Origin of the sequence: Chitinophaga sp. YR627, from assembly GCF_900114995.1 — a bacterium.
Lineage (GTDB): Bacteria > Bacteroidota > Bacteroidia > Chitinophagales > Chitinophagaceae > Chitinophaga.
In genome coordinates this window covers 535,055-555,240 of record NZ_FOUX01000001.1, presented here as the reverse complement: position 1 = coordinate 555,240, position 20,186 = coordinate 535,055, and the positions used below count along the sequence as shown (strand labels likewise).

At 46.5% G+C, this 20,186-nt stretch carries 15 protein-coding genes; 7 read left to right on the top strand and 8 right to left on the bottom strand.

What is annotated here, in order from left to right; all coding sequences use genetic code 11:
• Positions 1-5: 5 nt before the first annotated feature.
• A complete protein-coding gene (locus tag BMZ72_RS01885) occupies positions 6-2,405 on the bottom strand; it encodes a hypothetical protein (protein WP_089804689.1) in 2,400 nt (799 codons plus the stop codon).
• An 870-nt stretch (positions 2,406-3,275) separates the two neighbouring features.
• Positions 3,276-3,944 carry an NAD(P)H-dependent oxidoreductase gene (locus tag BMZ72_RS01880; protein ID WP_089804687.1) on the bottom strand — a complete coding sequence of 223 codons (669 nt, stop codon included), beginning with the start codon at positions 3,942-3,944 and terminating at the stop codon, positions 3,276-3,278.
• A gap of 100 nt (positions 3,945-4,044) precedes the next feature.
• Between BMZ72_RS01880 and BMZ72_RS01875 the strand changes: the two genes are divergently transcribed.
• From BMZ72_RS01875 to BMZ72_RS01865, 3 genes are all read left to right on the top strand, one after another.
• On the top strand, positions 4,045-4,422 hold the full coding sequence (locus tag BMZ72_RS01875; protein WP_089804685.1) for a winged helix-turn-helix transcriptional regulator: 378 nt from the start codon (positions 4,045-4,047) through the stop codon (positions 4,420-4,422).
• A 103-nt stretch (positions 4,423-4,525) separates the two neighbouring features.
• A complete protein-coding gene (locus BMZ72_RS01870) occupies positions 4,526-5,002 on the top strand; it encodes an RNA polymerase sigma factor (RefSeq protein ID WP_089804683.1) in 477 nt (158 codons plus the stop codon).
• Between the two features lie 3 nt (positions 5,003-5,005).
• Positions 5,006-5,554, top strand: coding sequence for a hypothetical protein (locus tag BMZ72_RS01865; protein WP_143087564.1), 549 nt, complete (start codon positions 5,006-5,008; stop codon positions 5,552-5,554).
• Between the two features lie 5 nt (positions 5,555-5,559).
• Here the strand turns inward: BMZ72_RS01865 and BMZ72_RS01860 are convergent, their stop codons facing one another.
• Genes BMZ72_RS01860 through BMZ72_RS01850 form a run of 3 tightly spaced genes read right to left on the bottom strand, consistent with a single transcriptional unit; the run spans position 5,560 to position 6,843 of the window.
• The gene (locus tag BMZ72_RS01860) at positions 5,560-5,964 is read right to left on the bottom strand and encodes a DUF5071 domain-containing protein (protein ID WP_089804680.1); all 405 of its coding nucleotides are present in this window, start codon (positions 5,962-5,964) and stop codon (positions 5,560-5,562) included.
• Positions 5,965-5,974: 10 nt separating this feature from the next.
• Positions 5,975-6,385 (bottom strand): hypothetical protein, encoded by a 411-nt coding sequence (locus BMZ72_RS01855; protein ID WP_089804678.1) that lies wholly within the window; start codon positions 6,383-6,385, stop codon positions 5,975-5,977.
• Between the two features lie 2 nt (positions 6,386-6,387).
• The gene (locus BMZ72_RS01850) at positions 6,388-6,843 is read right to left on the bottom strand and encodes a macro domain-containing protein (RefSeq protein ID WP_089804675.1); all 456 of its coding nucleotides are present in this window, start codon (positions 6,841-6,843) and stop codon (positions 6,388-6,390) included.
• Between the two features lie 467 nt (positions 6,844-7,310).
• Between BMZ72_RS01850 and BMZ72_RS01845 the strand changes: the two genes are divergently transcribed.
• Together BMZ72_RS01845 and BMZ72_RS01840 are read left to right on the top strand one after the other, a co-directional pair.
• Complete coding sequence (locus BMZ72_RS01845) at positions 7,311-10,412, top strand: SusC/RagA family TonB-linked outer membrane protein (RefSeq protein WP_089804673.1); 3,102 nt, start codon at positions 7,311-7,313, stop codon at positions 10,410-10,412.
• Between the two features lie 11 nt (positions 10,413-10,423).
• Positions 10,424-12,232 carry a RagB/SusD family nutrient uptake outer membrane protein gene (locus BMZ72_RS01840; RefSeq protein WP_089804671.1) on the top strand — a complete coding sequence of 603 codons (1,809 nt, stop codon included), beginning with the start codon at positions 10,424-10,426 and terminating at the stop codon, positions 12,230-12,232.
• 55 nt (positions 12,233-12,287) lie between these two features.
• On the opposite strand, the gene BMZ72_RS01835 is transcribed toward BMZ72_RS01840, so the two are convergent.
• The 3 genes from BMZ72_RS01835 to BMZ72_RS01825 all read right to left on the bottom strand — a co-directional run bounded on the left by BMZ72_RS01835 (position 12,288) and on the right by BMZ72_RS01825 (position 16,756).
• Positions 12,288-14,606, bottom strand: a complete 2,319-nt coding sequence (locus tag BMZ72_RS01835; RefSeq protein WP_089807165.1) for a family 20 glycosylhydrolase — start codon at positions 14,604-14,606, stop codon at positions 12,288-12,290.
• Between the two features lie 75 nt (positions 14,607-14,681).
• A complete protein-coding gene (locus BMZ72_RS01830; RefSeq protein WP_089804669.1) occupies positions 14,682-15,320 on the bottom strand; it encodes a pseudouridine synthase in 639 nt (212 codons plus the stop codon).
• The gene (locus tag BMZ72_RS01825) at positions 15,320-16,756 is read right to left on the bottom strand and encodes a hypothetical protein (protein ID WP_143087563.1); all 1,437 of its coding nucleotides are present in this window, start codon (positions 16,754-16,756) and stop codon (positions 15,320-15,322) included. Before BMZ72_RS01825 ends, BMZ72_RS01830 begins: the two co-directional genes overlap by 1 nt.
• Before the next feature lie 126 nt (positions 16,757-16,882).
• Between BMZ72_RS01825 and BMZ72_RS01820 the strand changes: the two genes are divergently transcribed.
• Positions 16,883-19,285 (top strand): glycoside hydrolase family 127 protein, encoded by a 2,403-nt coding sequence (locus BMZ72_RS01820; protein WP_089804666.1) that lies wholly within the window; start codon positions 16,883-16,885, stop codon positions 19,283-19,285.
• 28 nt (positions 19,286-19,313) lie between these two features.
• Positions 19,314-20,135 (top strand): MBL fold metallo-hydrolase, encoded by an 822-nt coding sequence (locus BMZ72_RS01815; protein ID WP_089804664.1) that lies wholly within the window; start codon positions 19,314-19,316, stop codon positions 20,133-20,135.
• The last annotated feature ends 51 nt before the right edge of the window (positions 20,136-20,186 follow it).

The following is a 20,186-nucleotide window of genomic DNA, read 5'->3' as shown; positions in this document are numbered from 1 at the left end:
TGCTGTTAGTTTATCTGGTAATGCAAAGACATTGCGGTATTAAATCTGCCATAATAGTAGTTGGCAGCTGTATTTCTGATATTGTGACGGCCATCTGCTGATACGCTCAGACTCCAGTGCCTGAAGAACTGTGCTGATACCTGCTGACGAAGACCCAGCTGAGTGACTACATCTTTGCTGTCCATAAAGATCAGGGAACTGCCACAGGACAATTTCCATAATGTATACTGATAGCCACCTTCTGTATTCAACAGGTTATTATACACCGCAGCATTGTTTATATCTCTGCTATACAATGCGCTCACCATCACCATACCTGGTCCGGCCATCCATGTCTGCATAGAAGATGCGTTTACAAAAAGGCTTTTTAACGGTGCATCCGGCTGCGTATAATTCAGCTGTTGTAATCCCAGACTACTACTATTGCTGAAAGCCTTACCTGCGATCTTACCATTCGCCTGACTCATAAATGATATCTTTCTGTTCAGGAAAGCAGTATACTTATGTCCCTCTGAAGTTTCCTTCAGCTCGTTCTGCAGCAAATTCATGCTAAGTGAGAACCTGCGCGTAAAGCGGTAACGGGCATCCAATGCATATTGTGTGCTCCTGCGTTTATCATCGCTCAGCGGAGACACCGCCAGATTACGGATATCCGTTTTCAAACTGACCATTGCCTTATTCTTCAGCCAGCTTCGTTTTACATATAAGCCATATTGTGTAGTTCCCCTGCTACCAAAAGGAGCACCGGGGTTCACATACCCAAGACCAGCGTAGTTGAAATATACTTTGTGAGAGAGACCGATCTTCTTTACATCACCATTGTAAGCCATGCCGATAGAAGCGGTGGCCCACATATTATCTAAGAGATGACTTGCAGCAGATTTAGAAACGGCAGCGCCATCCTGACTGTTAGTACCAAACTGACCAGAGGATTTAGACAGTTCCAGGTCCAGTGTACCCAGATCACCCAGACTCAGTTGTTTTGATACCGATCCTACGAAAATATTACGACTGATCGCACTCGTACTAAAACCATATTGTTGCTGAGGCTTTGCATTTGCATTCAGTACTGTCACATGACTCTGTTTGCTGCCTATATCGCCACGCCCCAGACGCAGGAACTGCATACTATACGCCGGGTTGCCGGTTGCTGACTGTAAGCCTGCATCCTGAATACCCATTTCTTTGCTCTTACCTAAGCCCATCATGATGAACTTATTACCTTTCAGGAAAGTACCCATTGCACCGGTCATAAACAGATCCGAAACAGACCCCTTGCTGGCATCAGCACCTACGCTACCAACCCTGAATTCCTTCATATGCAGCATCAGACGTTGTAAAGGACCTAGTTGCATCAGGTTATCCGCAATACGACCTGTATTCTGTGGCTGTTTCATCCAGGCTTCTATACTTCCGTTCACTTCCCGCTGACTGCCCAGCATACGGTTCATTTCCTTTACTCCTCCAAACTGCTTCTTCAGTGCCATCACCTTATCTCGATAGGCGACAGATGTATCGCCACCATTCGCCAGCACGTTACTCAACTGCGTACTATCAAGATATATCAGCTGGTCTGCAGAGATATTACCACGCAGTACACTGTCCTTTCCTTTAATAGCAGCTAACTGGTCCGCAGCATATTTCTTCATACTTCCTTTAATATCAAGATCTTCGAGGAAGTACTTGTTCAGGTCATATTTCTTCTGTAACTGTTGATTGACTTTGTCAAGATATGCCTCCCTGTCAAAAGAGATCTTCATAAAATGAGCATCCCGCAATCCGGTATTGGAATAATCATACCCGGATAGCGTTGAATAATTCAGCTGGAAAGGAATACCTCCGACTGACACAACATCCTGTATGATACCTTCATTCCACCATCCTGACATCATAGCGGTAGAATCGCTATAAGAGGATGTCCAGGATGCGCCTTTGAATGTATTCTCCGGCATTCCCGGCAAAGTAAGGCCCCCCGGCAACTGATGGTCTCTCAATGCATAAAAACCTCGCAACTTGTTGTCAATGTATTGCATCTTTCGTGAGCTATCCTTCATTTTATCAAGGGTGCCCTGCATCTTCGCAATACCTGTTGCGCCTTTACCCGCTTGTAAATATTGCATAAACTGCGCCTTGGCACCTGTATTCAGGCCGCCCAGTCCCAGCTTGTCAAAAGATATGGCCGGTATATTATCCGGCACATGTGTATCATCTACACGACTGTTAATAGCATTTACCACTGCAGACTTTAAAGCAGGCTGATTCATCAGGTTCCTTTTTGCCAGGTCCCCTGGCAAACTATCTGGCAAAAGAGATTGAGCGGCTAATGGTGTAACAAAACCAGCAGGCACAAGCCATACCGTCAGGCATGCCAGCACCGGCAATACCTTTTTGCATATTTTATACATATGACAAAGGTTCAAACGAATGAGAGAACGCATATAAGTATAGATAGGGATAATATTTCCTTGAATTCGGTATAGGTCTCCCCGGTTTAAAATAAAGTGATATCCTACTGTACAGACGATTTTTAAATGCCAAAACCCTAAGGCCGACAGTGTACGACCTTACGCACAAAGTTGACAGACACATGATAGTTAACAACGTTTAACAGCACGAGCATTTCCGACATTTTACGACTATATAACAATATGCAGAGAAAACAGCCCCGTTCCCGCAGGAATACATCCTACAGCGATACAGTCGGCCATCTACCCGAACTAAGTGGACACTAACATAGCAACCGCCATCTGACAGGCAATTACATGCTAATACCTCTGATTAATTCTTTTGCATTTTACAAATAAGATAAAGGCTCAAATAACAATCTGGAACAGGCATGTATGCAGAAAAGTCCCCCTTTTAAGCATAAAAGACAACAAGTCCCGGTCTGACAAAGTATTGGTAACAATCATTAAGCTTAGTAGCAGGGTTTAAATCCCGATGCATAGGCCATAGATCGATAAATCATCAAGCATCCTCTCATATACAAGTACAGGGTCAGTTAACAATAGCTTGACATTTACGAACATTTTATAACATCACCATAGGTATACTTAACTTCTTGACGCAAAGAAAGATAATATTCCTAATATCAGGAAATTTTTCCTTCTCACGGCATTCTTTTTTTTTTAAAAAATGTCTTTGATTTCATTACAGCTGTAAAACTATACCGGACATACGCAATCAATATGCGTAGCTCTAGCATAATTCGGATACAAAAGAAACGGGGAAAGACTTAAAAAGCAGCCTATCCCCGATCATATAATAAAGCAGTATCAATATCTGCCTACAACCATCGGCTCCTCCCCGAAAATCCTGCTTAAACGCTCTTCCCAGTCATTCAGCACCGTTTCCCGTTGCTCCTCCGGCTGTCTCACCGGCGCATACACCACCTGTGGCGATAACACACTAAATCCTACAAACTCCAGCATACCCCGGTGTACCGGCTTCAGAATCCCCTCCAGGTCACCATGCAAGCCATCCTTCAGATAACTCTCCCCAGCCCCTCCCGTCGTAAGGGACAACAACGCCTTCTTACCCCTCAGCATACCAGTCTCATAACACCTGCTATTGCCATAAAACCTGCCCATCGCAAACACCCGGTCTACCCAGCCTTTCAGGATGCCTGGTACCGTAAACCACCACAGCGGGAACTGCCAGATCATCAGGTCACACCATTCCACTTTCTGTTGCTCCTGCTCAATGTCGATAGCGAAACCGGCACTCTCCACCGCATGCATTTCCTCCAGCTGCTGTTTGAAGAAAGCTTCATCATAAGTAGTCGTAAAATTGCCCCGGTCAGATACAGGATTAAACTGATCCCTGTAAAGATCAGATACCTTCACTTCGTGCCCAGCGGTAGTCAGTGCCGCTATTGCCTTTTGAAACATAGCCCCGTTCATGCTCTTTAATTCCGGATGGGCCAGTACTATCAGTATTTTCATATTTTTATCCCGTTTTATGGTAACAGCTGCAAAATTATACCGCTGTGCCTTTCCGGGTATCCGTGCAGCCTATTGTATGCAGCACACAAATGTGTAAGTAATGGGAAAAAGAAAAGTCACATCCAGCAATTCTCTCAACCTGCAAAAGCTGATCGGCTTCTGCGGAATGATGTATGCAGTCGACATGCTGGCAGGAAGATGGAAACTGGTCATCCTGTATAAACTGGAGAAGAAAACCCTGCGTTTCGGCGAACTCAAAGCCCTCATCCCCGAAATCTCCGACCGTATGCTCACGCTCCATTTACAGGAACTGGAAAAGAACGGACTGGTGATCAGGACGGCATATGCTGAAATTCCTCCCAGGGTGGAATACAAACTATCCGATAGTGCCCGTAAACTGACACCTATCTGGCAACAACTGGAAGAATGGGCCATAGACCATAAAACGATCATGGATAAAAATATCCCGGATATTTAGCTCCTCCTGTAAGTTTTCTGAAAAAGCTGCAACTAACAATTCCGGAAAGCAGGCATTATCACTGCCAGAAAAGAATCACAAGTATCCTCATCAATAAAAACACATGGATGAAACGCAGTTTTTACAGCTAATAGATCAACACCAACAGATCATCCATAAGATCTGCTGGCTCTACCGCGACTCCCCGGAAGACAGGGAAGATCTCTTCCAGGAGATTGTAGGCCAGTTATGGAGATCAGTCCCCTCTTTTGAAGGTAAATCTCAGTTCAGCTCCTGGCTGTACCGGATTGCTATCAATACAGCCCTGACAGCCTTCCGCAAAAAACGACCCGATGTCAGATATCCTTCCGTACTGCCTGACATACCAGCAGGCATGCCGGATGACAATGAACAAATGGAACGACTACGGATCGCGATCCGCCAGTTAAATGATTCAGATAAAGCCATCATAGCCCTGTATCTCGAAGAACTCACTTATCAGGAAATAGCCGCTATCACAGGCATTACGGAGAATAATGTGGGAGTAAAGATCAACAGAATAAAAAACAGATTACAACAACTCTTACAGGTAAAAAAATAACCCATGCAAAACGATCCTTTAAAATCAATGTGGAACGATCTGGGCAATACGCCTAAACATCAGCAAACACTTAAAACAATGTTGTCTGCACCAGGCCTACGGAAGATGCGCAGACAGCTCTTTCTGGAAACAATCGCATTTATCCTATTCCTTATTGTCTATTATGATTTCTTTGACGGCGACAAAAAGCCTTTATATGCTAATATTGCATTGGTGGGCGCTTCACTGTTTGCCATCATTCACAGCATCCTGGGCTATAAACTGGCCAATCAAACACTACATGCAGAGACGATCACACAATCACTCAGAAAGTCTCTCCTACGACTGCGGAGATACGCCGCTATATCAGTTAGCAGCAGGATCATAGCCGCAGCCTGTCTGTTGTTATTCTTTACATCAGTGATCAGTTTCACAAACCACAAATATCTGCTACTGCTGATCATACTCGCTGTTTTCGCTGTTCAGATCCTCCTGCTACGGAACGTATGGAAAAAGCGGATCATTAAATTAGAAAGCGATATCGCAAACTTCGATGCACTCCTGCCGGAATGACCTGATTAATCTTCAGCATTCAGTTCAGCCTGTCGTTGCAGTATTGCTGTCGCCAGTTCATCAACTTCATCTTCTTTTTCGCTGGGTGTAGGTGCTGATGCCATTCTTTTTACAGACAGGATCAGCATCTCATCCAGCTTATATGAGGCTTCATATAACAGACTTAAAACGTTATGTTTCCATATCTCGTCATTGATTTGAAAGATCTCCAGTATTTCCTTCTTTATCTCGTTCACATATGGCACGAAGTAATCACTTACCTCCGAAGCAATAGGCCAGTTCATATCCTGTATCCACATCAGTAATACAGGTACATCTTCCCTGATCTGCTCCAGCGGCATAGTATGTAGCATCGCTACAGCGGCATCGTCAAATTTTGTTTGTGGTATATACGGTTTCTTATTTTCCATCCATTATGTTTTATGGTTTCGGACATTGCGGTATCTCATCCCATATCAACCGCATACTCTCTTCATTATCAAAACAAGCCGGCACCCGCTCATAATAAATGAGCTCGTATGTCTCAGGATGAGACTCCAGCACCTTTAGTATAACTCTACCTACCGGCGGCGCATCCCGTTTCGCCACCTGCAAAGTCAAAGGATATTCAATATCGGTTAAATAAAAATGTCCCTGCGCCATCCTATCTTTATACTTGCCGGATTCAGGCTCATAATACCTGATCATTGCCACCACATAACGCCCGTTTTTATTCAGGTCTTTTTGCCAACCATGACCGTTTATAATATTACGTATAGAGCACACAACCACAATACCCAGCAACAACAGAATGATGACCGGTATGATCATTTTACGTATTCCTTTTGCCATTCTTATACCGCTTTATAATTTTCAATGACATACAATTCCACTTGCGCATAGCTACCCGCTATACGCCCCATTACACCTTTCACCTCGTCCCAGTCCAGTCTGCCTAATCCCGCTCCGATCCTTGGCAATGCGAGCTGTCGTATCCCATGGGAAGCCGCATACGCCAGCATTTTCTCAAAAGATTGCTCAATCGCAGGCAAAGTCGCGCCCGTTGTCCAGGAAACCTGTGTACCGAGATTAAATACATAACCTTCGTCATACTGATACACATAAATATCTCCCGGCGCAAATTCTCCTGATTTACACCGGCGCTTGTATTCCAGGTACATCTTCGGATATTTCTCTTTAAATGCGACCGCAATACCTTTGCCCATCGCCCCGGCACAATTACAGCCATGCGCATAATTGACAATACCTTCCAGCTGAAAGATATCTCCGTATTCGATATAATGGATCATGATAATTATACTACGTTTACGTACTAATCAGGCGGGTTAAAATAGCAGGGTATTCTCTACAGGCACATTCTTAGTACAGGGATCAGTCCGCAAGTTACAAATAAAATGTATCCCGCAAATACACCCTTCCAAAATCACAACCCGCTCAATATCAGCTAATGCACACAAACAACCACTCACCTGTAATTATCAACTGTCCTATACTGTCCCATAACAATATTCAACTACAAATAAGTAGTATTACACTATGATCGTAATCAAATAGTGTCACTATAACACCTATTTTATACATTTATGACCTGATATCCATAAAAACGACAACCAGCTACGCCTCCATGTTATAAAGCATCACCTGTACAACGCGTTCAGACGCTTATTGCTACAATTCCACGAGAATAGCCCAACCAGCCATACTGTCTGTAGGCGGTTTCCACTAAGAACATTTCGTGCATTTATAAAAAACGTTTATGAAAAAACTAACAATGCTGCTGCTGCTCATTTGCGCGTTCCATACGCATATCTCGCTCGCAGCAATCCACTCATCCGGCCCTCCCATCACAATCAGCGGGAAAATTACAGCCAGAGACGGTACACCTATTATCGGCGCTACCATACGCGTCAAAGGTTCCGGCACAGGCGCCACCACCAATGCCAATGGCCTGTTTACATTGACCTCCGTCGCCGATAATGCAGTGCTGGTCATCTCCAGCATGGGTTACAACACCATAGAATGCACGCTCAAACCAACTGAAAAAGGTCTTGCCGTCACTACCGCAAAAGCAGGCGACGCGGAGAATATCCGGCTGACCGAAGGACCCTCTCCTTCTCTTCATATCACACTCAGTGCTGCTGTACAGGAGCTGGGTGAAAACGTGGTCATCGCCTATGGTACCGTTAAAAAACGTGACCTGACGGGCGCCGTTGTTTCTATCAAAGAAGCCGATATCACCGCTACGCCTGTCAACAATGCCATGGAAGCATTACAGGGAAAAGTTGCCGGTATGGATATTATGCGGGGATCGGGAGCCGTAGGTACAAACCCTAATATCCTCCTACGTGGCAGCCGCTCTATTTATGGGGATAATAGTCCGCTATTCATCGTAGATGGCATACAAAGCAGCTACGACCAGATCAACCCCTCCGATATCGCTTCTATCGACATACTGAAAGACGCCTCTTCTACGGCTATCTATGGTTCTGCCGGTTCCAATGGTGTCGTGATCATCACTACAAAAAAAGGAAAGGCGGGTAAGTCTTCCGTCAACCTGGATGTGTTCTATGGTCTCTCCGGTAGTCCGCATTTCTTTCATGGTATGACAGGAGATGAATACACCAATTATCGCAAGGAAATATATCGCACCGTCAATGGAGAATATCCGCAGGATATGTCGCAGATCTTTACTACTGAACCTGTCCTGGATGCCTACAATAAAGGGAAATGGATCGATTGGGTAGGATTGATCACCGACAATACCGCCACTCAGCAGAAATACCATCTTTCGCTATCCGACGGTACCGGAAAAACAAAGGTCTATACCTCTTTTACCTATACAAAAGAAGAAGGTATCCTCAGCAATGAAAACCTCAACCGGTACGCTTTGCGTATGAACCTGGACCGCGACATGGCCAGCTGGATGAAACTCGGCACCAATATCAACGTTAACTATTCCATTCAGAACGCCAGGGGAAAAAATATCTTTACCAAATCATTATCCGCCCTCCCGCTGGGCGATGCATATGATGCCAATGGTAATATCAATCCCGTATTTGTACAGGGTGAAACAACTCCGCTGGGCGATCAGCTGCCCAACCAGTATGCAGACAATACACGCACCACGTTCGCATACATGAACGGCTACCTGGATATCAAACCATGGAAAGACCTGACCTATCGCTCTGTATTAGGTGTTACACTCAACAACTATCGCAACGGTAAATACTGGGGTAAACAGGCTGTATCCAACGTCGTAAGCGGTTATGCATCGCCACTGGCCGCCATATACAATGGCTTCACGTACGGATATACCTGGGAGAATATCCTGACCTACAATAAGACCATCGCGACTGATCATCAGCTGACCGTCACCGGCGTCACTTCCTGGGCAAAGAACAGCGCCGATTACAACAACTCACTGGGACAAGGCCAGGAACTGGATTACTACCAGTTTTATAACCTTAGCAGCGGCACACAGAAAACAGGTAACGCCTCCTCTTATGAACAACGTCAACGGCTCTCCTTTGCAGGCAGGATCAACTACAGTTTCAGGGGGAAATACCTACTGACTCTCACCAACAGATGGGATGGCGTATCGCACCTCGCCAAAGGACATAAATGGAGCACCTTCCCCGCCGGTGTAGTCGCATGGCGCGTATCTGACGAAAGTTTTATGCAAAGTGCAGGTAACTGGATGGATGAATTAAAACTTCGTGCCGGATATGGTGTTACCGGTAACTCCGGTGGTATGTCCGCCTACTCATCTCAGACACAGGCCGCGACCTATCAGGTGATTTCCCTGGATGGAAAACTCGCCCCTAACGTACAGAACTATGGTACCTACTCCAATCCTCTCATCAGCTGGGAAAGAAGCTACAATACCAACATCGGCCTGGATCTCACCGTGCTGAAAGGCCGTATCACCCTGAATGCGGATTATTACAACACAGACACAAAGGGACTCCTGTTTAAACGTTCTCTGCCTGTTACCTCGGGCCTTACGGCATGGGCATCGCCCCTCCAGACCTGGCAGAACATCGGACAAACCAACAACAAAGGTATCGAGATCACCCTCAGCACCCGCAACATCGTAAAACCCGCATTTGAATGGAGTACCAACTTCTCTTTTACCAGCAATAAAGAAAAGATCGTATACCTGCCGGATGGTGACGTGATATCTGAAAAACTCTTCGTCGGACAGCCTCTCAGCACACATTACGATTATAAATACCAGGGCATCTGGTCCACCGCCGATGAGGCCACCGCTACGCTTTACGGCGCAAAACCAGGTTTTGTGAAAGTAGCCACTAATGAGAAATTTGATGCCAATGGCACCGGTGACAAAGGCGTACACCCTTATTCCATCAATGACCGTATGGTACTGGGATCAACCGTCCCGAAATGGCTCCTTGGTGTGAACAATAACGTCACCTTCCGCAATTTTGATCTGAATGTATTTACCATGATGCGCTGGGGACAAATGATCAGCAGCAGCCTGCTAGGCTGGTATTCTACCACGGATGACGGACAACCCGCCGGTATTAACTACTGGACGCCTGAAAACCAATCTGCGCGTTATCCGCGTCCGGGTATCAACAGCACGACCGGTATAGAGTCGCTTCGTTATGTAGACGGTTCTTTCATCAAGATCAAAACGATCACGCTCGGTTATACATTCCCTGCCCATCTGACGAAATACGCGCATATCAGCAAAGGCAGGATCTATGCCAGCGCCTATAACCCGCTGATCATTACAAAGAACCGCGATCTGAAAGGCACCGATCCTGAAACAAATGGCTCCGATACCTTCCCGCTCTTCGCGACCTATGTATTCGGTATGAACATCACCTTTTAATCCTGGCAATCATGAGAACCAATATATTATCTGCTTTACTGCTTAGTCTCCTGACAGGCATCACATCCTGTTCACTGGAAGAGGTCAATCCATCAGGATTCACCATTGAATCCGTTGCCGCTTCTTCTGTAGATGGCTACAGAAACCTTGTCAATAACTGTTACTTTGGTATGGAACGCCAGTTATACGGCTACAACCAATGGATGATGTTCTGCGAAGCAGGCACCGATATCTGGACCTATCAGAAGAATGGCATATCCTGGTCTCAGTTCTTTAAATACAATGCTGGCGCTGCTTCCAATCTCACCATCGGCAATGGCGTCTGGAACTCCTGCTATGACGGTATCGGCTCCTGCAATACCGCGATCAAATATGCAACTATCGCTCCCTTCACCACCGAAGAGGAAAGAAATAAGGTCGTAGCTGAAGCCTACTTTCTGCGCGCCATGTACTACTACAACCTGGTAGAACAATTCGGAGGTATTACCTTAACCACCGTTCCGGCAGCTACGATCGATCTGCATCCTGTCAGAACATCCGCATTGGATACCTATAAACAGCTGATCATTCCGGACCTGGAATTCGCCGCTAAATGGTTACCGGTTGACAATGGCACTACTAAGCCATCTAAGAAGGCCGCTATGGGCTTCCTGGCCCGCGCCTATCTCCAGACCGTCGAATACGATGAAACAAGAGCAATGGCTGCTAAAGCGCTGGAAACAGCTAAACTGCTGATCGATGACTGCGAAAGCGGAGGTAGTAAATACAACACCTACCTCTATCCCACCTTCGACGACGTATTCCTGGAAACCAACAACTACACCAACAAGGAATCTCTGTGGTCGCACCGCTTTGTCGTGGGAGGTGTCAGCAATAACGCCTGGAACATGAATATGAACAATGAACTGTTCTATTCTGTGGTGACTGACTTCGGCGCCATGCAACAGGTAGGTGCGGACTATACCACCTGGGGCCGTCGTTCCGGCGGACAATTCATGCCCAGCGCCTATCTCCTTGGCCTGTTCGTTCAACAGGACGGCTCACTGGACCCGCGTTATCATAAGTCCTTCCAGACCTCATGGACCGTCAATAAACCCACTTACAGCTGGACAGACGCTGCACTGAAAATATTTGACCGGAGTAATGATATCAGTACAGGTACCACCCTCAATACAGGAGATGTCGGAATCGCGTTCATTCACCCCAACGATCCCGATTATAGTTCCAGGGTAGCGACCAAATTGTCACAACCCTACCTCGTTGTTGATTTTGCGGATGTATACGATGCCAGTACAAAAGCCGTTAAGATGCAATACAACCAGGTGAACAGACCGCTCGATGGCGGAGGTACCACCACCACCAATCCCTTCTTCAGCTTCTATCCATCACTGACAAAACACAACAGCAGTAACTACTACGTCAATAATCCAAATAACAACCGCTATGGTAACCTGAATGCCACCTTTATGATGCGCATGTCAGAAGTATACCTGATCGCGGCAGAAGCAGAACTGTATGCTGGCGGCGGAAATGCCCTCCAATACGTCAATAAGATAAGAACGAGGGCTGGCGCCATTCCGGTGGGAAGCGTCAACATACAGACCATCCTCGACGAAAGAGCGCGGGAGTTGTGCGGAGAATATGTACGTTTCTATGATCTTAAACGGACGAAGAAGCTGAACAAAACTTATCTCATGGCAACGAATCCTGATGTGGGACAGTATTTCATCGACAATCAGCATGAAGTACGTCCGATCCCGTCTGCGTTCCTGAATACCTTACAGGAAGGTGGCAGCTATTATCAGAACCCGAATTATTAAAATAAAAAAAGCGGTCCGTCTGAGACGGACCGCTTTTTACTATTATACAGCTCGTTTATTTTCTTTTGAACCAGCTATCCGGTACTGCCTGGATCTTACCGCCATTCACGCGGTATTCCAGCTTCAGCGTGTATCCGCCGCCGCCCTCAACAAACTTCAGTTCAAACGGATGTAACCCTTTCTGTAATGCAACCTGGCCGCTCTTCTGCACGGGTGCATGCCAGCCATCGTTATCCACTACCTTATCTCCCTCGATATAGAGGTTCGCACCATCATCTGCTGTCAGGAAAAAGCTATAAATGGCTGTTTCTGGTGCTTCAATATAACCTGTCAGTTTCGCACCAAAAGCCTTACCTCCTTTACCCATGCCTTCCGGAATGATTGCATTGCTGACATTTACAACGCTGTCTGCGGTATCCGGAAGTTTGGTAACACTCTTATAAGAACTGCCGAAATACTGTACCTGTAAGCCGCTTTGTAAGCCTTCCACATTCACCGGAGGGAAGAAAGATTGTTTACGGTAGTTCAGCGTATAGATATCACTGCTGCTGCCGGACGAACTGAAAGAAGCCAGTTTGATGGTACCAGGACCTGGTACGATAAACGCTTCCGGTAATTCAGGAGAAGATACAGTCGGCACTGTGCCGTCTGTCGTATAACGGATGCTGATTTCCGGCGCCGGCTTCTGCAATTTCAGCACCGTCTTACCTACCAGTACGTTATCATCTGTAAAACCATCCAGATCAGGCATACGGTAATGTACCTTCAGCTGATCCAGGCGTTTGTATTGTTTGTTCAAACGGAGCAGATAATTGTCATAATCCTGACGATGCGTCCAGAGTACTTCTGCCAGTGCAGTCATACGGGGGAACATCATGAAATCAGCACGTTTTTCTGAAGGAATCCATTCTGTCCAGGTATTTGCCTGCGCACCAATGATATGCGCTGCTTCGTCTTTCGTTAGTCCTTTTGGTACCGGATCGAAGTGATATACGTTGGAGATGGAATTACGATCAGGAATACCGTCGAAATACAGCGGATTACCCGGCGTCATGATCACTTTGTTACCATTTTTTGCCGCCTTAACGGGTGCATCAGGTACCCAGCTACGCCAATACATCAGGATAGCGGTTTCACTGATACCGCCTTCCAGGATCTCATCCCAGCCGATCAGTTTTTTACCTTTGGAGTTGAAGAATTTCTCCATTCTCTTCACAAAATAGCTTTGCAGTTCTTCCACGTTCTTCAGGTTATTCGCCTTCATCACACCTTCGCAAAGCGGAGATTTCGCCCAGCTGCTTTTTTCTACTTCATCAGCGCCCAGATGCACGTATTCGGAAGGGAATAAAGCGAAGATCTCTGCATAAACATTCTCTGCAAATTCAAAGGTCTTCTCATTACATGGACAGATCGGTGTGGTAAACAAAGGGCCCCAGGTAGAACCACCTTCGCAGCTCAGATAAGGGTATGCCTTGATCGCTGCCATCATGTGACCCGGCATGTCGATCTCAGGGATCATATCGATGTGACGTGCCGCTGCATAAGCGATCACCTCTTTCATCTGTGCCTGGGTATAGAAACCGCCATAAAGCGTCTTACCGTTCTTCTGGATGATATGGGATTGATCGATCGCCATATCCGGATTGGTCTTTGCCTTCTCCATACATACAGAATCCTGGTTATTGAATTCTCTCCAGGCGCCCTGTTCTGTCAGTAAAGGATATTTCTTGATCTCGATACGCCAGCCCTGATCATCGGTAAGATGAATATGAAACTTGTTCATTTTGTACAGGGCAAGCAGGTCGATGAACTTTTTCAGATAGTCTACAGAGAAAAAGTGTCTGGACACATCCAGGTGCATACCACGCCATCCATACACAGGATGGTCTGTGATCTTCACCGCAGGTACCGCTATCTTCGTCAGCTTTGCATTCTTAACGCCCTCAATGGTAGCCGGCATCAGCTGACGCACCGTCTGTACCGCACGGAACATACCCGTAGGTGTTTTTGCGGCGATGATCACCTGCTGTGGCGTTACCTCCAGCGTATAATCTTCTTCTCCTGCCAGCTGACTGTCCTGTTTCAGTACGATCGTACCGTTGCCTGCCTTTGCAGCAACTGCCAGTGTCTGTCCAAGCCCCTGTTTGATCAGTGCCTGTAACTGAGCTGCTTCTTTGCTGAAAAGTGTTTTGTCGGACGGTAATACCAGTCTGGTCTTTGCAGTAATGACAAAGTCGCCTGTAGCAGGCACCAGTTGCTGAGGATAAGGGACGATTGCATAACGTGCAGGGTCCGCCTCCTGCGCACGGGCAACAGAAATACCCAGCAATACGCTGAATAATACGGCGCCCGTAAGCCTGAATGGTTTAAACATAATAGATTCTTTAAGCATGATAATGGAAGCAGGCAAAATACCAAGAATCTCAGCAGCAAACTAATGGCATATTGCTCATTCCTGCGGTAATATTGACGCTTCCGGTTGCCAGTTCTCTATTTTCAGCAGACGGAAGAAGGTTTCTTCCTCAATTTCGCGTACACCGCCCGGTGGCAGATCCCCAAGTTCCATATCTTCTATAGATACGCGGATAAGACGGTCGCAATGGTGATGGATAGCGGAGGTCATCTTACGCACCTGGTGGAACTTTCCCTCTGTGAGGGTAATGAGTAACCACGAATGGGGCAGAAATTCCTTTACGGGGTGATGTTCACGTGGCGCAATATAAGCCGGTTTTTCCACGATCTCTGCTTCACAGGGCGTAGTGACCCAGTCAACGCCTCCCTTGATCCGGATGGTGACTCCCTGTCTTAACTTTTCGATCGTTTCCTGGGTGACGATGTTTTTCACCATCACCAGGTAAGCTCTTTTATGGGGTTGTTCACTTTCGAAAAGCAGGCGGGTTACCCTTTTATTGGTGGTCAGCAGGAGTAATCCTTCTGAATTATTGTCCAGCCGGCCCACGGCATGTGTGCCTTCAGGAAAGTCAAAATCAAGATCTCCCAGTAACCGGACCTTGTCAGGACTGATAAACTGGGAGACCATGTTATACGGTTTGTTAATAGCAAAATAACGATGTCCGCTTGCACTCATCACTTCGATGCTTTCAATTTTTCAAGTTCTTCTTTCAGCTGACGGTTCTCCTCGTCCAGTCTGATGAGGTGCAAAGTTAACTGTTCAATCTTTTCCATCATCGTTTTCTGCATTTCGCCTACATCAAGACCACTCTTTTCAACTTCTGCAGCGGCTGGTACGCCTGGCAGACGGTGGTTTTCCTTAATATATCTGCTGATCTCCTGAAGAGAAGGTAATTTATAATCATCGGTAAATACGAAGTCAGGCCATCCGGTAGTTGTGACTTTCACCTTGCGGGTGGAAATCTCTCCGTTTACCTTCATAGTGACCTGCGCTGTAGTATTTCCTACCACCATATTGCCACTTGTACTGAAGTTACCAACGCCGTCGAGATTCGCGACCAGGGTTGTCCCGCCATAAAAATTCCAGCCATGACCGGTTGTATTTGTGGGGACCGCAAACCATCCATACGTTGTGGCGCCTCTTTCAAGTCCGATCGCATAGTCCATATTTGTTGGAGCAGATCCGACTGCATCATGTAATACGATCTTCGTACCGAGACTTCTTGTGTTAAAAGTAGGAGCACCAACACCACCCGGAGCAAACTTGATCAGGTTACTCGTCGTGTTGTTCAGCGTAAGGGTACCTTTCGTGGTAATATTACCTGCTCCATCCAGTCTCACTACAGGCACTGTACCGCCGTAAAAATCCCAGTAGTGGGTCTCTGTATTACTTGGAACGGAAAACCATCCGGTGACAGTTGCACCCAGTTGGAGACCCAATGCATAATCTGTCGCAGGAGATCCCGCAGCAACCCTGCTGTGTAGTACCAACCTGGTACCAATACTTCTCGTTTCGGCAGTTGGCGCACCGTATTCCGCCTGATAGAAATCCATGACGTTCCTCACACCATTTCCTGATATATGGACAGCGCCATCCCCCATAGGAGACAAACGTATCCCTCCTATTTCAGATACCAGGAACATATCATTACTATTATTGACATACTTTCCGACCATTCCCTGCCGCGTTTTGGCATTTGATTCATAAAACCCCAGAACGGAAGTATTCGCTATACCAGTACCGGTACCGGTAATACCCGCGCCAGTCAATGCCGGCTGACCGGCAGCTGTCGAATTAGCACGGAAACCACCATACATTTCAACCAGACCAGTGGAACGGTCAATCGCAAGCGCGCTCGCAATCCAGTTTCCATTATCATCGATCCTGGATATCCGGAAATTTGAACCCTTATTACTGCCGGATTCCGTCTCGATCATGCCAATGGTCCACCTCAAAGCTGTATTGGCACCCGATCCGTTAAAAAGTTTGTAATGATAGTTTCCCGTCTGTGTCGTAGCCTCGGTTGCACTATAGGAAGGCTGCGTTTGCGCATGCGCATAATATGTCTGCAGGGCTAACATCCCCGACAAAAATAAAAATCTCTTCTTCATGGGTAACTTCAAAAGTTTAAGGATAAAGATTTCAGATAAAATCCGATTAATGCTGATTAATATATTTTAAATGGTGTTCCGCGGCAATGTATAACTTTAGCCATTGCCAAAACTCATTCTCGCTATATGAAATTATTCACAGTTATTCTTTCGCTGACAGGCATCAGTACATTCGTACAGGGACAGCTGAAAAAAGATTATCCCATTCAGCCGGTTGCTTTCACACAGGTACAGGTAACAGATAATTTCTGGGCACCAAAAATACGCGTAAATGCCGACATAACAATACCCTATACGTTGGAGCAATGCCGGGAAACAGGCAGAATAGATAATTTCAAACGTGCTGCACATACCCTGCCCGGCGACAAAATGACCGAATATACTTTTGATGATACAGACGTCTATAAAGTGATCGAAGGCGCATCGTATAGTCTGCAGATGAAAAAAGACCCCGCACTGGAAAAATACCTGGATACACTCATTGCTATCATTGACGCTGCACAGGAAAAAGACGGTTACCTCTACACCTTCCGGACGGTCAATTCCTCACAACCGCATGCCTGGATCGGCACCCGCAGATGGGAAGAGGAAGAAGACCTCAGTCATGAACTATATAACTCCGGCCATCTTTTTGAAGCCGCCGTTGCACATTATCAGGCAACGGGCAAACGTAACCTGCTGAATATCGCTGTTAAAAACGCAGACCTGCTGGTGCAGACATTCGGTTTTGGCAAAGAAGAAAGATTTCCCGGTCACCAGATCGTTGAAACAGGGCTGACAAAAATGTACCGTGTCACCGGTAACAAATCCTACCTCGACCTTGCTAAATTCTTTCTCGATGTACGTGGTCCGGGCAAAAAACACAGTGGTGAATATAATCAGTCCTATAAAAAAGTAGTGGACCAGCACGAGGCTGTCGGCCACGCCGTAAGAGCCACCTACATGTACACCGGTATGGCGGATGTAGCCGCGCTGACCGGCGATCAGCAATACCTCCATGCAATAGACGATATATGGGACGATGTAGTGGAAAAGAAACTCTATATCACAGGAGGTATCGGCGCTACGGGTAACGGAGAAGCTTTTGGTAAACCATACGATCTGCCCAATATGTCCGCCTATGCGGAAACCTGCGCGTCTATCGCGAACGTATACTGGAACAGCAGAATGTTCCTCCTGCACGGGGACGCGAAATATATCGATATACTGGAACGCACACTGTATAACGGACTTCTGTCAGGCGTCTCGCTCAGCGGCGACAGGTTCTTCTACCCTAACCCGCTTATGTCCATGGGCCAGCATCAGCGCAGCGCCTGGTTTGGATGCGCCTGTTGTATATCGAATATGACACGCTTCCTGCCTTCCATGCCAGGATATGTATATGCACAGAATAAAAACGACCTCTATGTCAATCTCTTCGTAGGTAATACCGCCAATATCACACTTCCCGCAGGCAAAATACAGCTGGTACAGCAAACGAACTATCCCTGGGATGGTAAAGTAGCGATCACTGTTAATCCTGCTAAAACGACCTCATTCGCACTCCATATCCGCATACCCGAATGGGCCAATGACAAACCCGTTCCCGGCAACCTCTACTTTGATGCAGACAGCAGCACGCAAAAACCGCTGGTCATTCTCCTGAATGGTACACCGCTTCCCTATAAAACAGAAAAAGGATATGCCGTACTGCAACGCAGCTGGAAAGCCGGAGACAAGATCAGTTTTGAATTCCCGATGCAGGTACAGAAAGTACTGGCCAATACAGCGGTTGCCAGTGATAAAGACCGCTTCGCTTTACAACGCGGTCCTGTTATGTATTGTCTTGAAGGGCCGGACAACAAAGACGCTGTCGTACAAAATATCGTAGTAGATAAAAACGCCGCTGTTACTGCTGTTTATAAACCGGAGATGCTGAATGGTGTAACCGTACTGGAGATGCAGGGTACGTCCGCCAGCAGACAACTCAACACCGATCAGCTGATCAGCACCACACAGATGGTCACCGCTATTCCATATTATACATGGGCGAACCGGGGACCTTCGGAAATGACCGTATGGATTCCATACGAAGCCTCTGCCGCCAGACCCAAACCCGCGCCGACCATCGCTTCCAAAAGTAAAGTAAGCGCCTCTACACCCAATAAAAGGATGTACCTCGCACTGAATGACCAGTATCAACCACTGAACTCACAGGATAATAATTCCATGTACCTGCATTGGTGGCCAAAACACAACACGCTGGAATGGGTACAGTATGACTTTGACCAGGAATACACCGTATCCGGATCTGAGGTCTATTGGTATGATGACAGTCCGTTTGGAGATTGCCGTATCCCCGCCTCCTGGAGAATCCTGTACAAACAGGGTGACCAATGGGTCCCGGTAAAGAACACAACGCCTTATTCCGTGCAGAAAGACAAATATGACAGCGTACAGTTTGAACCGGTAAAAACAAGCGCATTAAAGCTGGAAATACAGCTTCCGAAAGAAAATGCATCCGGTATTCATGAATGGATTGTCAAATAACTAAAATTTTTAGTAAACTTGCGGTGCTATGTCATTGCAAATTACGTCACTCAATTCCGGCAGCAACGGAAACTGTTATTATATCGGGAACGCCACTGAGGCCGTCCTGATAGATGCCGGTATCTCCTGCCGGGAAACGGAAAGACGGATGAAAAGGCTGGGATTGAAGATGGACATAGTAAAAGCCATCTTTATTTCGCACGAACATTCCGACCACATCCGCGGACTGGAAGTACTATCCAAAAAATATAATCTCCCGGTCTATATCACAGAGAAAACCATGCTGCATGGTCGTCTGAACCTCCATACTGACAATGTAAGGGTCTTTGACGAAGCTACGCCTGTACTCATCGGTGCACTCACGGTACATGCCTTCTCAAAAGCGCATGACGCCATAGAGCCACATAGCTTTATGATCACTGCGGATGAAATACGTATCGGTGTTTTTACAGATATCGGCGTGCCCTGTAGTAACCTGATCAGGCATTTCAAGCAATGTCACGCCGCATTCCTGGAAGCCAACTATGATGAAAAGATGCTTGAACAGGGACGTTATCCGTTTTTCCTGAAGAAACGCATCCGTGGCGGCCAGGGGCATCTTTCCAATACACAGGCCCTGGAGGTCTTCAAAACACATAAACCGGCTTATATGACACACCTGTTATTATCCCATCTTTCCAGGGATAATAATAATCCCGAACTGGTACTGGAACTTTTCCGTCCACATGCAGGCCGGACGGAAGTCATCGTCGCCTCCCGAGATATAGAAACAGCTGTATACCACATCAGCGCCATTCCGCAGGTCATCGTCCCCCAGATCCAATACGTACAGGGACAACTCGCATTCTAACATATATCATCTTTCCGGCTAATCTTTGTCATGTTTTATGTGAGCATGCAG

Excerpts from the sequence above, each read along its gene's own strand:
- BMZ72_RS01825 (WP_143087563.1), bottom strand. The coding sequence starts at position 16,756 with ATGAAGAAGAGATTTTTATTTTTGTCGGGGATGTTAGCCCTGCAGACA.
- BMZ72_RS01855 (WP_089804678.1), bottom strand. The coding sequence starts at position 6,385 with ATGGCAAAAGGAATACGTAAAATGATCATACCGGTCATCATTCTGTTG.
- BMZ72_RS01830 (WP_089804669.1), bottom strand. The coding sequence starts at position 15,320 with ATGAGTGCAAGCGGACATCGTTATTTTGCTATTAACAAACCGTATAAC.
- BMZ72_RS01870 (WP_089804683.1), top strand. The coding sequence starts at position 4,526 with ATGGATGAAACGCAGTTTTTACAGCTAATAGATCAACACCAACAGATC.
- BMZ72_RS01850 (WP_089804675.1), bottom strand. The coding sequence starts at position 6,843 with ATGATCCATTATATCGAATACGGAGATATCTTTCAGCTGGAAGGTATT.
- BMZ72_RS01845 (WP_089804673.1), top strand. The coding sequence starts at position 7,311 with ATGAAAAAACTAACAATGCTGCTGCTGCTCATTTGCGCGTTCCATACG.
- BMZ72_RS01865 (WP_143087564.1), top strand. The coding sequence starts at position 5,006 with ATGCAAAACGATCCTTTAAAATCAATGTGGAACGATCTGGGCAATACG.
- BMZ72_RS01835 (WP_089807165.1), bottom strand. The coding sequence starts at position 14,606 with ATGTTTAAACCATTCAGGCTTACGGGCGCCGTATTATTCAGCGTATTG.
- BMZ72_RS01875 (WP_089804685.1), top strand. The coding sequence starts at position 4,045 with ATGGGAAAAAGAAAAGTCACATCCAGCAATTCTCTCAACCTGCAAAAG.
- BMZ72_RS01815 (WP_089804664.1), top strand. The coding sequence starts at position 19,314 with ATGTCATTGCAAATTACGTCACTCAATTCCGGCAGCAACGGAAACTGT.
- BMZ72_RS01860 (WP_089804680.1), bottom strand. The coding sequence starts at position 5,964 with ATGGAAAATAAGAAACCGTATATACCACAAACAAAATTTGACGATGCC.
- BMZ72_RS01885 (WP_089804689.1), bottom strand. The coding sequence starts at position 2,405 with ATGTATAAAATATGCAAAAAGGTATTGCCGGTGCTGGCATGCCTGACG.
- BMZ72_RS01840 (WP_089804671.1), top strand. The coding sequence starts at position 10,424 with ATGAGAACCAATATATTATCTGCTTTACTGCTTAGTCTCCTGACAGGC.
- BMZ72_RS01880 (WP_089804687.1), bottom strand. The coding sequence starts at position 3,944 with ATGAAAATACTGATAGTACTGGCCCATCCGGAATTAAAGAGCATGAAC.
- BMZ72_RS01820 (WP_089804666.1), top strand. The coding sequence starts at position 16,883 with ATGAAATTATTCACAGTTATTCTTTCGCTGACAGGCATCAGTACATTC.